Origin of the sequence: Gilvimarinus agarilyticus (genome assembly GCF_000832015.1) — a bacterium.
Classification (GTDB): domain Bacteria; phylum Pseudomonadota; class Gammaproteobacteria; order Pseudomonadales; family Cellvibrionaceae; genus Gilvimarinus; species Gilvimarinus agarilyticus.
The window spans coordinates 95475-108244 of sequence record NZ_JXCJ01000001.1; the positions used below are offsets into that span (position 1 = coordinate 95475).

12 protein-coding genes are annotated in these 12770 nt (G+C 54.9%); 6 read left to right on the forward strand and 6 right to left on the reverse strand.

Translation table 11 applies throughout. From position 1 onward, the window contains the following. Positions 1 to 109 precede the first annotated feature (109 nt). The 4 genes from SD69_RS00455 (at position 110) to SD69_RS00470 (ending at position 3678) form a co-directional block, all read left to right on the forward strand. A complete protein-coding gene (locus SD69_RS00455; RefSeq protein ID WP_198144033.1) occupies positions 110 to 1141 on the forward strand; it encodes a transglutaminase-like domain-containing protein in 1032 nt (343 codons plus the stop codon). Positions 1142 to 1383: 242 nt separating this feature from the next. Continuing rightward, on the forward strand, positions 1384 to 2322 hold the full coding sequence (locus tag SD69_RS00460; protein ID WP_084591441.1) for an endonuclease/exonuclease/phosphatase family protein: 939 nt from the start codon (positions 1384 to 1386) through the stop codon (positions 2320 to 2322). Continuing rightward, entirely contained in the window at positions 2306 to 2728 is a 423-nt protein-coding gene (locus tag SD69_RS00465; RefSeq protein WP_198144034.1) for a DUF5329 family protein, read from the forward strand. Before SD69_RS00460 ends, SD69_RS00465 begins: the two co-directional genes overlap by 17 nt. 8 nt (positions 2729 to 2736) lie before the next feature. Next, a complete protein-coding gene (locus tag SD69_RS00470) occupies positions 2737 to 3678 on the forward strand; it encodes a DUF6635 family protein (RefSeq protein ID WP_052480769.1) in 942 nt (313 codons plus the stop codon). Between the two features lie 33 nt (positions 3679 to 3711). On the opposite strand, the gene SD69_RS00475 is transcribed toward SD69_RS00470, so the two are convergent. Together SD69_RS00475 and SD69_RS00480 are read right to left on the reverse strand one after the other, a co-directional pair. Then, positions 3712 to 4845 (reverse strand): AI-2E family transporter, encoded by a 1134-nt coding sequence (locus SD69_RS00475; protein ID WP_084591442.1) that lies wholly within the window; start codon positions 4843 to 4845, stop codon positions 3712 to 3714. A gap of 63 nt (positions 4846 to 4908) precedes the next feature. Beyond that, entirely contained in the window at positions 4909 to 5229 is a 321-nt protein-coding gene (locus SD69_RS00480; protein ID WP_041521635.1) for a DUF805 domain-containing protein, read from the reverse strand. Between the two features lie 438 nt (positions 5230 to 5667). Here SD69_RS00480 and SD69_RS00485 point away from each other — a divergent pair, with 438 nt between their 5' ends. Together SD69_RS00485 and SD69_RS00490 are read left to right on the forward strand one after the other, a co-directional pair. Next, the gene (locus tag SD69_RS00485) at positions 5668 to 6996 is read left to right on the forward strand and encodes an ammonium transporter (protein ID WP_041521636.1); all 1329 of its coding nucleotides are present in this window, start codon (positions 5668 to 5670) and stop codon (positions 6994 to 6996) included. After that, positions 6993 to 7649 (forward strand): hypothetical protein, encoded by a 657-nt coding sequence (locus SD69_RS00490; protein WP_041521637.1) that lies wholly within the window; start codon positions 6993 to 6995, stop codon positions 7647 to 7649. Before SD69_RS00485 ends, SD69_RS00490 begins: the two co-directional genes overlap by 4 nt. A gap of 19 nt (positions 7650 to 7668) precedes the next feature. On the opposite strand, the gene SD69_RS00495 is transcribed toward SD69_RS00490, so the two are convergent. From SD69_RS00495 to SD69_RS00510, 4 genes are all read right to left on the reverse strand, one after another. Then, on the reverse strand, positions 7669 to 9180 hold the full coding sequence (locus SD69_RS00495; protein WP_052480770.1) for a beta-N-acetylhexosaminidase: 1512 nt from the start codon (positions 9178 to 9180) through the stop codon (positions 7669 to 7671). Positions 9181 to 9665: 485 nt separating this feature from the next. Beyond that, entirely contained in the window at positions 9666 to 11555 is a 1890-nt protein-coding gene (gene dxs, locus SD69_RS00500; protein WP_041521638.1) for a 1-deoxy-D-xylulose-5-phosphate synthase, read from the reverse strand. Between the two features lie 74 nt (positions 11556 to 11629). Beyond that, positions 11630 to 12514: a polyprenyl synthetase family protein gene (locus SD69_RS00505; protein ID WP_041521639.1), complete on the reverse strand. Its 885-nt coding sequence runs from the start codon at positions 12512 to 12514 to the stop codon at positions 11630 to 11632. Then, the gene (locus SD69_RS00510; protein ID WP_041521640.1) at positions 12514 to 12768 is read right to left on the reverse strand and encodes an exodeoxyribonuclease VII small subunit; all 255 of its coding nucleotides are present in this window, start codon (positions 12766 to 12768) and stop codon (positions 12514 to 12516) included. Before SD69_RS00510 ends, SD69_RS00505 begins: the two co-directional genes overlap by 1 nt. Between the last annotated feature and the right edge of the window lie 2 nt (positions 12769 to 12770).

The following is a 12770-nucleotide window of genomic DNA, read 5'->3' on the forward strand; positions in this document are numbered from 1 at the left end:
AGGGGTATACTCGAAGTGTCTAACCTATAAAGAGGCGCTGGCTATGTACCAGAAAGCTTCAACACGATTATTGATCACTGTATTATTTGGCGTTTGGTTACCCCTACTCATGGGGTGTAGTAACAACGCTATAAGCTGGCTGTTGCCGCCCTCGGACGAGGCGCTAGTGGCGCGCGCCCTAAGTGGCACGGCATTGGATATCCTGCACCAAACCCCCTCTGCGCGGATCTCTCCCGACGAGCTGCTGGCGTTAACGCCTGAAATGGCTGTTTTTGCTGAACAGGCCGTGAGTGGCGTACGCGGTGATGCCGATCGGGTTAGGGCGCTGCACAATGCCTTGTTGATACCCGAGTCGGGCGGTGGGCGGGGCATCCGCTATGACACGACGGCGACCTACACGCCGGCCGAGGCTTTTCAGGTACGTCAGGCGAATTGCCTGAGCTTTTCGTTGCTGTTTGTGGCGATGGCGCGTCATGTCGGTCTGCGGGCTGATATTAACGATGTGTCTATCCCGCCAACCTGGGATCGGATTGGCGACAGGCTACAATTTATGCGCCATGTGAATGTTAAAATTAACCTGCGCCATCAGGTTGATTCGCTGGTGGTTGACTTAGATATGCGTAATTATCGTGCTTACTACCCACAAGAAACCATCAGCGATCGAACGGCCAAGAGCCAGTTTTTTAATAACCTGGCGATAGCCCCTGTTGATACCGCGGGTAAAACCCTGGCCAACCGCTTCTTTAATTTACAGCAGGCAATTGAGCTCGATAGCCGCCAGAGTTTTTTGTGGAATAACCTGGCGGCGTTGTATCGGCGGCAGGGCCTCGTTGATTACGCAGAGGCACTTTACAGTGAGGCGCTGACGCGCAACCCGCAAGACTTAACGGCGATTCAAAATCTAAGCCAGCTCTATCGCCGTACCGGGCGTGATGATTTGGCCGCCGAGCTTGAAGCGGTGGCGCGCGAGTACCGAGAAGACAACCCGTATTATCAATACCGTTTGGCGTCAAAGTATTACCGCAACGCCGAGTATCAGCAGGCGGCGCAACGTATAGAAACTGCAATTGAAAAGCACCCCGACGAACCCCTGTTTTATAAGCTGGCCGCCGATATTTACGATACCATGGCCAATGATTAGAGCCGGCGGTTGAGCCGTGCGGTGGCTCCACGCGCGGGTTAGCCCCCGTTTAAGTCGACGCTTTTAGAGGAACTTGCCTCTTCCTAAATTGTCATATAAGTGTCTGAAGTATTGACGCCAGCCACGCGTATTTTTTACCTACACTGGCTTTACATAGACACAATGTGTACCCCCTTTAAAAGCGTTACACTTAGCCTGCTGTCCGGTCTGCTTAAACGCTTTTGCTTAGGATGCGTTCTCTTATGATCCACTCATCAGGTAAATTGGTGCCGCTTACAGCAGCGTCGCGTACATTTCTGCGGCCCACGCTAAGGCTTTGGCGTAAGGCGCTGCTGGCCACCGGGATTGGTGCTTTGTCGCTGTTGGTGTCGGCGCAACCCGAGCCAATTGTCGGCGAGCCCGAGCTAACGGATACGGCCAATACGGCCGAGGATTGCCTGATGCGGCTTAATGGCAGCCGGGCGCAAAGTTACGAACCGGCCTATCATCTGCCCGATGCATTTTCGATTTTAAGCTGGAACATTTACAAGGCGCAGAACGAGCATTTACTGCGCGATTTAACGCAGCTTAGCCAGAGTGTGGATATTGTATTGCTGCAAGAGGCGCTGGAAGACGAGCGGCTGGAAGCGCTTAAGCCCTACTGGCGGTTTTCGCCCGGTTATCAATCAGGCGATATGCAATCGGGGGTGATGACCTTGAGTCGCTGGCCCGCGGCGGTGCACTGCCAGTTTACTCACGACGAGCCCTGGCTTAACACCCCTAAAGCAACCGGTGTTGTAGAGTACGTGTTGCAAAATGGTGAGCGCTTACTGGCGGTTAATGTTCACGCCATTAATTTTACGTTAGGCACCAATGCCTACCGCGAGCAAATTGCAACGGTGGCTTCCTTAATGCGAGAGCATCAGGGGCCTATTATTTTTGCCGGCGACTTAAACAGTTGGAGCGATGCCCGCAATGAAGTGCTACAGGAGCTGTTAGAACCGTTGGGTTTAGTGGCGACCGAGTTTCCCGAGGATAACCGCACCTTGACCTTCGGTTTAGCACTGGATTATGTATGGTTGCGTGGTGTGACAATCAGTGCCGCTCGGGTGCCCATCTATGAAAGTTCGGATCACAACCCATTGTTAGTGTCGCTGACAATGACTGCGCCCGAGGAGGCACACCATGTGGTACAAGATTAATACACGTTTTGTGATTTATTTACTGTTGTGTTTTTTGACGTTGGGCGCTTATGCCGATACTCATTCCGATACCCCGACCGAGAGTAAAGACGAGCGCGAGGTAGCCTACCTGATCGATTTTGTTGGCAGCAGTGGTGCGATATTTGTGCGCAATGGCAGTGAGCACAACGCACAAGAGGCGGCCGATCATTTGGCCATGAAGTACCGTCGTGCCGGACGTTACGCGAAAACGGCTGAGGACTTTATCGATAACCTCGCCAGTAAAAGCTCCATCACGCGTAAGCCTTATATGATCATACTCAGCGACGGATCTGAAATTCCGTCCCGCGACTGGCTCTATGGTGCCCTTAACGATTATCGTGAACAGCAAGCCATGCCAACCTCGCCGGACTCAATGGGGTATTAACGTAAGGCATGCCGCAAACCCAACGACCAGAGCGAGATAAACAAGCCTTAATTGCGGCGATGGAGCGCGGTGTAGACGAGTATTTTAGGGAGTGTCGCGCGCGAGTCCCCGGGTTTGTGAGACGGCACTTTCGCTACCCCGGTGCCTGGCAAACCAATCGCCGCGCGCTGGGGTGGGACCTGTTACGCGCACCGCTCAACCTAATCTGGGTACCTTTTTATTTAACGTTGCAAGTGCTTGCCTGGCTGAGTGAGCGGTGCCGCTTGTTGTGGCCCGCGCGTCAGCTACGTCGGGTGCCGAGCGGTATGCAAACCAATATCCAGCAGTATCTTGTGAGCTGCGCTGAGCGCGAGCTGTTACAGCGCGGGGCCGGCCAACACCGATTGCGCGAATGTGTAGTGGCGGCTATCGTCCAGTGCGAACATTTTACCGAGCTTGAGTTTGCCCAAGAGAGCGCGCTTGAGCAAAGTCTGGATGATGCCCTGGCTCAGTACGCACTGACACGAACCGCCAGTGCCGATATCAGCAATACCTTGTTCGCCACCTTGGCCGGGGCGTTTACGCTGCAAAAGTTTACCCCGGGCGGTATCGCTATCGGTATGACGCTGGCCAGTGTGGTCGCTAACCGCTGGGCGGCGTGGGACTTTTTTCTGGGGCCTGTGTTGGGTGGTTGGTATTACAGTGTATTTCCGGTGGCACCGCAGACGAGTTTAATTGTGCTCTCTACCGCTTCGGTAATGGCATTGATGGCAGTATTTGCCTGTTTTTCCGGGCTTATTTCTGATCCCGTGCAAAGCTTGCTGGGAGTTCATCAGCGCCGGCTTAGGCGCATGCTGGATAGTTTGGAGCGAGATGTGAAGCGGCGCACCAGTGGGAGTTTTCGGCCCAAGGACGCTTATTTAGCACGCTTAATGGATATTATTGATGCCGCGAGGGTGGGTGTGGTGTAAACGCCGGAGCCGTGAAAGGCTCCGGCAGTAGGGTTACGGCGAGCTTGGTTCGTCGGGCTGGATTGTTGTATGCAGCGCTTCGTCTAAGGTCTCTGGAGTGCTGTCTTCCTGGGGATCATCGACATTGATCTCGCGCATAAATATCCCCCAAAAAGCAATAAACAGCGCGGCAATCAAGGGGCCGATCACAAAGCCGTTAATGCCAAACAACGCCATACCGCCCAGGGTTGAAAGCAGCACCAAATAGTCGGGCAGTTTAGTATCGCGCCCTACCAGCACAGGGCGCAGTAAGTTGTCCACTAAGCCAATTACTCCACCGCCGAAGGCGACTAAGATAATGCCATCGACATAATTACCGACCGCCAGCAAATAAATGGCGACCGGCCCCCAAATGATGGCCGCACCCACGGCGGGTAGTAACGAGGCAAACGCCATTACCACGGCCCACAACAGCGCAGCCGGAATACCCAGCACCCAAAAGATAAAACCGCCAAGTGCCCCCTGCACCATGGCGACCACCAGGTTGCCTTTTACGGTGGCACGGGTAACTTCGGCAAACTTTGAAAACAACAGGCGCTCGCGGGTATCGCCCATAGGCAAGGCGCGAATCATCAGCTCCAACAGCTGGTTGCCGTCGCGCAGTAAAAAGAAGGTGAGGTACAGCATAAGGCAAAAATTAAGCACAAACTTAAAGGCATTTTGCCCAATGTTAAAGGTGTACTGGGCGATGTACTTGCCGCTGTTCATGGCAAAGTTTACCGCTTGCTGCTTTAGGTCATCGAGGTTTACGCCAAAACGCGCCAGCGTATTTTGTACGATAGGGAAGCTACTCTCGAACTGCTCAATTTTTTTTGCCGGGTCGATCTCGCCAGAATCTATTTGCTGATACAAGGAGGCGGCTTGGGCCACCACCGAGCTGACCAAAAAAATCACCGGAATAATGACGATGACAAGGCAAAACCCCAGGGTGATCAGTGAGCGGATATTAGGGCGATGTTTAAGATTGCTTAAAAAGCGCGATTGCGCTGGATAAAAAATAATAGCCAGTGCGCAGGCCCAAAATACGGGGCCAAAGAACGGCTGCAGAATCCATAAAAAAGCGATGGATACCAATATTAATAATCCGAGAAAGGATTTTAACTCGAGCGTTTTTCGCAGCTCAGACATTGGTGGCCTCATGGCGGTAAACACAGGGAGAATGGCACAGCGTTAGTGGCCGTGCCCGTTAGATTATTCCGCGGCAGCGGCTTTAGTAGGTTGTGCCAGTAAAACAATCAGGGCGATGGTACCTATCACCGGAATTAAGCTAATCAGTATCCACCAAGGTGAGAAGCCCGCATCGCGTAAACGGCGAACGGCAGCTGCAAGGCTGGGAATAAAGAGCACGAGGCCGTAAAGCGAGCTGATGAAACCTATTTTAAGCAGAGACTCGACGACGACAATACCGAGAATGATTAGAAAGTTAACCAAGAAAAACATCCAGTACTGAGTACGCGTCCAGCGGCCGGAAAAATCAACGTATTGGCGAAATGCCTGAATATAGTGTTCCATAATTATCCTCGTCGTTATATGTGCCCAGCCTGAGTGGGCGGGGGAATCCTTTGGCGGCAGGCCTCGTGCTTGCCGCAGCGATATTCTCACCTATCGCTGCGATAGTGTCGACTGTTACTGACGGTTTATTGTCTGCCGCGGGGTGTTAAATAGTACGTGAATCCCCGACGCTTACGGTCGCGCTGAGACCAGCCGCGCGCCAGAGCGTTTGTGCGGCCCCGAAGCGGTAGTGTTGCAGGCTGAAGTTGGGCGTTATTGGTGCGCTTTAACGCCCATATCTGTAGCCCTAGCACAATATAGGCGCGACCAAAGCGGCCGTGCCGCGTTTGCGCAGGCTTACCTCTTGTAACTCACTGTTATAAAAAGCCTTTTATCACTTGTGTTGTTTGGCATATATCCTGCCTGCAGTGAGCAGTGCTAACCGGATATGGGGCTTATATGAAACGATTGCGCAGTCATTCAGGGGTTTTGTTATTAACGAGTTTGGTGCTGTTGTTTAGCGCGTCAAATGCGAGTGCGGCCGACACCGGCCAAGCATCACTGGATACCGTGTGGATAGCGGTTGCCGCTGCGCTGGTGTTTTTTATGCAGGCGGGTTTTGCGTTATTGGAAAGTGGTATGGCCCGCAGTAAAAACGCCATCAACGTCATTATGAAAAATTACGCCGATGTGTGTTTGGGTTCGCTGGTATTTTGCCTGGTGGGGTTTGGGTTGATGTTTGGCGCAAACCCCACGGGCTTTTTCGGCACCGATCACTTTTGGCTTAATCCGGCTTATGAGTGGGACTGGAGCGTGGTGTTATTTCAAACCATGTTTGCTGCCACGGCGGCGACGATTGCCAGTGGCACTATGGCCGAGCGCACCCGTTTTGGCGGCTATCTGATTGCCGCCTGTTTGGTGATGGGTGTGCTTTACCCTGTGTTTGGTAGCTGGGTGTGGGGCAGTGCCTTTAGTGGCAGTGGTTGGTTGGCGCAACTGGGCTTTATCGATTTTGCCGGCTCAACGGTGGTTCATTCGTTGGGAGCCTGGGTGGCGCTGGCGGGCGCACTGGTGGTCGGCCCGCGTATCGGCCGATTTGCCAGCGATGGATCGCCACGGGACATTGCCGGGCACAACTCCAGCTATGTAGCCATGGGCGGCTTTATTTTATGGCTGGGTTGGTTTGGCTTTAACGGCGGCAGTACGCTCGCGGCCGATGTTGCCATCGGTTTAATCAATTTAAATACGCACTTGTCGGCGTGTGCCGGCGCCGCTGGCGCGCTGTTAGCGTGCCGCCTGATCGGCGAGAAAGTAAAAGTTGCCCATGTTATTAATGGCAGCTTAGGTGGCCTTGTGGGCATTACCGCGGGCTGTGCCACTATGGACCCACTGTTTGCCATTATCACCGGTTTTATCGCCGGCATTGTTGTGGTGTTGGGTGCTCGGTTGTTGTTGCGCTTAAAAGTCGATGATGTAGTGGGCGCTATACCGGTACACGGCTTTGCCGGGGCGTGGGGCACTTTGGCGGCTGGCTTGTTCTATCGAGGTGATTTATTTTCGATAGATTTGTTTGTGGTGCAGTTAACCGGCGTGTTGGTGTGTTTTGTGTGGGCGTTTATCGGTGCACTGATGATTTACGGGGGGATTAATGTTATCTCGCCGCTGCGTGCCGAGCCGTTGCATGAGCAGCGTGGCTTGGATATTACCGAGCACGGTGAGATTGGCTATCCCGAGTTTGGCACCAGCAAAGCCTATAACAGCCGCACACTTGAGGTGATGGAGCCATGAGTAGCGCGGCCGATCAAACTCTTAAGCGTCGTATTGTTTTTACCGCGCTGGCCGATTATTTAAGCGGCGAGCCCTTAATGCAGGCGCTTAATTTATGGGAGGCAAATTACGCGGCGAAACCCGTGTACGCGTTAAACGAATTTGTCGGTAAATTAGGTCAATATCCAGCCATCGCTGGCAAGCGCAAAGAGGTGATTCGTACGCTTTTGAGTTTAAGCCAAAACCCGGTGGGGTTACTGCCCGAGCCTAACCCTTTACACACTGCCTATAAAGTACCAGAACCCCCGGCGCAGGCAGCGTACCCTGAGCGTTTAGATAAGGTATTTGAGCACTTCTTAACGGCGCTGGAAGTGGTTATGCCGAGTGTCGAATTTGGCAAATTACGCCTGGATTTTTTATTGCGTTTGGATGATATGTCGCTAAACCCGGTCTTGAAGGCCTGTTTGCGGCGGTGGTTTGAATCTGACGGCAGCGACAAAGCTTTTTCGGTGGTGTGTAGTGCGTCGGAGATAAGACGGGTTGTGAACCAGTTGTACGTCGCGCTGTGCGAGCAGTGCGGGCCGGTAAAAGCAGACGACACGTTAGAGGGAACGGTGATGTGGCTGGAGCGTAAACATCCGGCATGCGTGCGTGATATCCGGCGCTTTTTGTAGCGCCGGATTCAGGCTGTCATTACCAATTAAGTTGCGGCTCTGGGTAGTACTCGATGCCCATGGCATCCAGCATTGGCCGCAGGGCGTTAAGGCGTTGTAAAAACGCTTGGTAGTCGCGGTCGTCGGCACGGCTCCAGCCGAGCTCGGCGGTAACGGCAACCCGTGGCCACAGGCGGTTATCAGCGGCGCTGTCGGTGTGAACCAACTCTGACCACATGGCCGACTCAATCCCGACGATTTGCTCGAAGTCTTCAGGCTTTAACTGATAGGCACGCTCCAGCGGTACGCCCTCTTTACGGCACCAGTCGTAAGTGTTGGGCTGGCCTTCATAATTGCCGTGATCAAAGTAGGTGTAAGAGCAAGGTGACAGAATCAACTGGTGGCCGCGATCCAGCGCCGGTTGAATATCGTACTCATCGTTCCACAGTTGCAGCAATACGTCCGGGTCGTTATCGGCGACAGAACCCTCCTCCCAGGCAATGGCGGTACGACCTAGCTGATCGACAATGCGAGTCGCCCGCGCAATAAACTCAGGGTAGAGCGGATCTTTAATTTCGTCGCCGCCGATGTGGATATACTCCGACGGAAACAATTTTACGATTTCTGTCAGTACATCTTTAACAAAGGTATAAGTGGTCTCGGGGTCAGTTAAGCACAGCTTGCTAAAACCCACCTCTAAGCCGCTGTAAGGCGCCAGGTTAGTAACGTCGTCGCAGGCGAGTTCGTTGTACGAGGCAATCGCAGCCTGAGTGTGACCGGGCAGGTCGATCTCAGGCACCAGCGTTACGTGGCGGGCTTTGGCGTAGCGCACCAGCTCGCGGATGTCATCTTGCGTGTAAAAGCCACTGCGGCCACCTTTCACCGCGCTGGCTCCGCCAATCTCGGTCAGCTTGGGGTAGCCCTCTATCTCGACGCGCCAGCCCTGATCATCACTTAAGTGCAGGTGCAAGCGGTTGAGTTTAAAGCTCGCCATGCGATCGATGTGCTGTTTTAGGTACTCAACTGAGAAGAAGCTGCGGGCCACGTCCAGCATATTGCCGCGCCAGCTATAAGTGGGGCTATCGGTAATGCTGAGGTTGGGTAACTGGTAGCTCGCCTGTACGGTGGCGGGCAGCAATTGGCGCAGAGTTTGTACCGCGTAAAACAAGCCGGCATCGGTATTGGCGCTCAAGACAATTTGTTGATCAATGTCCAGGCGGTAACCTTCATCGCCCAGGGCTGGCTCATCCACCAGATACAGCTGGATCTGAGTGCTGGCCGAGCTGTCTCGGGTAATGTCGAGCGTATCGAGTAAACCGTTAAGCGCCAGTGCCGATGTGGGTGTGCCGTCGGCGGCCTCTACGTGGACAACTTTGTTGAGCTCTAGCGTGCCCGGCATCGGGGTGACCGCATCGGGGTACGGAATCAAAGACAATTGATTCGCTGATGTGCTGCTGGCGGAAGCGCTACTGTCCGGTGAGGTGGCTTTGTCCATATGGCTGCCACAGCCGGCAAGCAGGCAGGCTGCTACGGTGGCCAGTAATAGTTTCATGCGTTTGCTCCAATTAAGTGCTGTTGGGCTAGTCTAGCCTACGCCGTTGCGTTTTGACGTTACGGTTTTGGCAAACAGCCGCAGCTCATTATCATTGAGTGGCTATTGTTGGAGGGCATTATGGTCGGCATTGCGTCCGCCTTGACGTATATCGTTTAGTTTTTTCGTCAGGCTCGCCGCTGCCGCTGCTGGCTCAGCCACGCAACCATAGATAAATGCCCGCCACAACGCAATAATACCCACAAGCATTGCAACGAATACTTACAGTTCTTTAATATTGTTGCTGATTATACGAATAAGAGAGGCACACCTGTGGCGCAAGCAGCCCCAATCAAAAAGTTTGTTATTGTTGGCGGCGGTGGGAGTGCTTCCCGGAGGACTATAACCGTACCGTAGACGCGCTCGTTGCGCAGTGGCGCCAGTGCGATTGCCGTCGCCGCTCAGCCAAGTCATGATGAGTTTTTGCGTCAGTATTGTCCGGCGCCTTAAGGCGCCAGCTTACCGGCAACCGGCTCGTGCAGTTGTGCTAAGCGGGCCCGAACAGCGCTTTCGATACCGTTGGCGTCGAGCCCCTGCCCGGCAAGCTGGTCGGCTTGGCTGGCGTGGTTGACGAAGACATCGGCCAGACCCAGTTGCAACAACGCAGCCACTTGCCCACTGGCGGCCAGATATTCGGCAACCGCCGAGCCGGCTCCACCAGCGATGGCGTTTTCTTCGAGGGTGACGATCAGGCGATGGCGTTGGCAGATCTCATCGATCAAGGCTGTGTCTAATGGCTTAACAAAGCGCATGTCACACAGGGTTGCGCCTAAGGTGTCGGCCACCTGACGGGCTGTTTTACATAAAGTGCCAAAACATAAAATCGCTACATCGCCGCCCTCGCGCCGGACAATACCTTTACCCAGTGGCAGCGCATTCATGGCCGGCTCGATACTCGCTCCGGTGCCTGTGCCGCGGGGGTAGCGTACCGCGCTGGGCCCCTTGTGGGTAAAGCAGGTGTACAGCAGCTGACGACACTCGTTTTCATCGCTGGGGGCGGCAATCACCATGTTGGGAATGCAGCGCAGATAGCTGATATCAAAACTGCCGGCGTGGGTGGCGCCGTCTTCACCCACCAAGCCGGCGCGGTCGATGGCAAAAGTCACATCAAGTTTTTGCAGGGCCACATCGTGAATCAGCTGATCGTAAGCGCGCTGTAAAAAGGTCGAGTAGATGGCGACCACTGGCTTTAAACCTTCACAGGCCATGCCGGCGGCTAGGGTAACGGCGTGCTGCTCGGCAATGGCGACATCAAAAAATCGCTCGGGGTACTCGCGGGAAAACTCCACCATGCCCGAGCCCTCACACATGGCAGGGGTAATCGCATTAAGGCGCGGTTCCAGCGCGGCCATATCGCACAGCCATTGGCCAAACACCGCCTGGTACTTAGGCCGGTTGGCTACCGGCTTTTTCGGCGCCGGCTCCAGCTTGTTAAGCGCGTGGTAGCCCACCGGGTCTTGCTCGGCGGGCTCAAAGCCTTTGCCTTTTTGGGTGATGATATGCAGCAGTTTTGGGCCTTTAACGTTGCGCAGGTTGCGTAGGTAGCGCACCAGCGACGGTAGGTCGTGGCCGTCAATCGGGCCCACGTAGTTAAAACCCATCTCTTCAAACAGGGTGCCGGGCGAGACAAAGCCCTTAAAGTGCTCCTCGGTGCGCTTGGCAAATTCCCATGCCGAAGGGATTTTGGTCAGTACCTGTTTGCTACCCTCGCGCAGCGAGTTATAAAACTTGCTCCCCCAAATTTTGGATAAATAAGTGGCAAGGCCGCCCACGTTGGGTGAAATCGACATATTGTTGTCGTTGAGAATCACCAGTAAATCGGCATCGGTGTGGGCCACATGGTTGAGTGCCTCAAACGCCATGCCGGCGGTCATGGCGCCATCGCCAATAATAGCGGCGCATTTACGCTCGCCACCGGCTAGCGCCATGCCCAAAGCGGCACTGATTGAGGTGCTTGAGTGGCCCACGCCAAAGGTGTCGTACTCGCTCTCTTCGCGCTTGGGGAAGCCAGACAAGCCATCCTCTTGGCGCATAGTAAGTAATCGCTCACGGCGGCCGGTGAGAATCTTATGGGGGTAAGTTTGGTGGCCTACATCCCACACTAAGCGGTCGTCTGGAGTTTGGTAGATATAGTGCAGGGCAATGGTCAGCTCGACCACGCCGAGCCCGGCGCCAAAGTGCCCGCCGGTTTGGCCCACGCTATAGAGTAAAAACGCCCGCAGCTCGGCGGCAACGGTGGCGAGCTGCTTTTCTTTAAGCTCGCGCAGGTCCGCCGGCGACTCGATGGTGTCGAGTAGCGGGGTATCCGGGCGCTGTGTCGGGATCTCATTAAGCATGGACGTACTTTATCGTTTGCGGAAACCCGCCATTGTAGGTAGTTAGCTTCACACTGGCTAGAGGTACCCGGGAGTTAGTGGCTGCGCCGGATAACATATTGTGCAATCAGGTGCAGCGGCTCAACATCGCCGTCGAGCTCGTCCAGTGCCGCCAGCGCCTCTTGGTGCAGCTCTTCGGCCCGCGCCTGAGCGGCTTTAAGGCCCAGCAATGACACGTAGGTCGGCTTATTGCGGGCGATATCGGCGCCCTGTTGTTTACCTAACGTAGCGGTGTCGGCGGTGACATCGAGGATGTCGTCGTGTACCTGAAACGCCAGCCCCACCGAGCGACTGTAGCGCGCCAGCGCATTGAGTTGAGCGGGGGAGGCTTCGCCAATCGTGGCGCCCATGGCGACACTGGCATCGATCAGTGCACCGGTTTTACAGCGGTGCATGTGCTCGAGGCGGGTAATGTCCAGCTCGGTATCCACGGCGGCCAGATCGATTGCCTGACCGACAACCATCCCCTGCATCCCGGCGGCGCGGCTCAGACAGCGCATTAGCTGAACCCGGCTACTGTCACTGAGCGCCGGAGCATCGGCCAGTAATTCAAACGCCAGGCTTTGCAAGGCGTCGCCGGCGAGTATGGCGAGAGCCTCATCAAACGCAAGGTGGCAGGTAGGGCGACCGCGGCGCAGGTCGTCGTCGTCCATGGCCGGCAAGTCGTCGTGGATTAGGCTGTAGGCGTGGATCGACTCGATCGCGCAGGCGGCGATGTCGAGCGCCGGGTGGTCGGCGCCACCGGCCATGGCGCGATAACTCGCAAACAACAACAGGGGGCGGATTCTTTTACCGCCACCGGCAAGGCTGTAGCGCATGGCCTCGGCGAGTTGGCTGCCGGGCGTGTCGGGTATTACTTGATTGAGCGCGGCATCCATTCGCGCGCGCAGGGCACTGGCATACTCGTTAAAATCAGTCATTAACTGGCGCCATGGTCCTGAGGGTCGGTGTCAAATTCAGTTAGGCTGGGTTCGCCGTTTTGCTCGATCAGCATTTGCACCTGCTGCTCGGCCTGTTGCAAGCGAGTTTGGCAGTCGCGGGTTAGCTTTATGCCTTGCTCAAAGGCCGCCAGCGATTGCTCAAGGGTTAACTCGCCAGTTTCCATCTGCGCCACAATTGTTTCCAGCTCGGATAGCGAGGCTTCCAGATCGAGGCTTTTTTTCTTGGCGGGCATAG

Bases quoted from the DNA above. Each gene is read 5' to 3' on its own strand.
- SD69_RS00510 (WP_041521640.1), bottom strand. From the start codon at position 12,768: ATGCCCGCCAAGAAAAAAAGCCTCGATCTGGAAGCCTCGCTATCCGAG.
- SD69_RS00485 (WP_041521636.1), top strand. From the start codon at position 5,668: ATGAAACGATTGCGCAGTCATTCAGGGGTTTTGTTATTAACGAGTTTG.
- SD69_RS00465 (WP_198144034.1), top strand. From the start codon at position 2,306: ATGTGGTACAAGATTAATACACGTTTTGTGATTTATTTACTGTTGTGT.
- SD69_RS00490 (WP_041521637.1), top strand. From the start codon at position 6,993: ATGAGTAGCGCGGCCGATCAAACTCTTAAGCGTCGTATTGTTTTTACC.
- SD69_RS00495 (WP_052480770.1), bottom strand. From the start codon at position 9,180: ATGAAACTATTACTGGCCACCGTAGCAGCCTGCCTGCTTGCCGGCTGT.
- SD69_RS00475 (WP_084591442.1), bottom strand. From the start codon at position 4,845: ATGTCTGAGCTGCGAAAAACGCTCGAGTTAAAATCCTTTCTCGGATTA.
- dxs (WP_041521638.1), bottom strand. From the start codon at position 11,555: ATGCTTAATGAGATCCCGACACAGCGCCCGGATACCCCGCTACTCGAC.
- SD69_RS00505 (WP_041521639.1), bottom strand. From the start codon at position 12,514: ATGACTGATTTTAACGAGTATGCCAGTGCCCTGCGCGCGCGAATGGAT.
- SD69_RS00480 (WP_041521635.1), bottom strand. From the start codon at position 5,229: ATGGAACACTATATTCAGGCATTTCGCCAATACGTTGATTTTTCCGGC.
- SD69_RS00460 (WP_084591441.1), top strand. From the start codon at position 1,384: ATGATCCACTCATCAGGTAAATTGGTGCCGCTTACAGCAGCGTCGCGT.
- SD69_RS00455 (WP_198144033.1), top strand. From the start codon at position 110: ATGGGGTGTAGTAACAACGCTATAAGCTGGCTGTTGCCGCCCTCGGAC.
- SD69_RS00470 (WP_052480769.1), top strand. From the start codon at position 2,737: ATGCCGCAAACCCAACGACCAGAGCGAGATAAACAAGCCTTAATTGCG.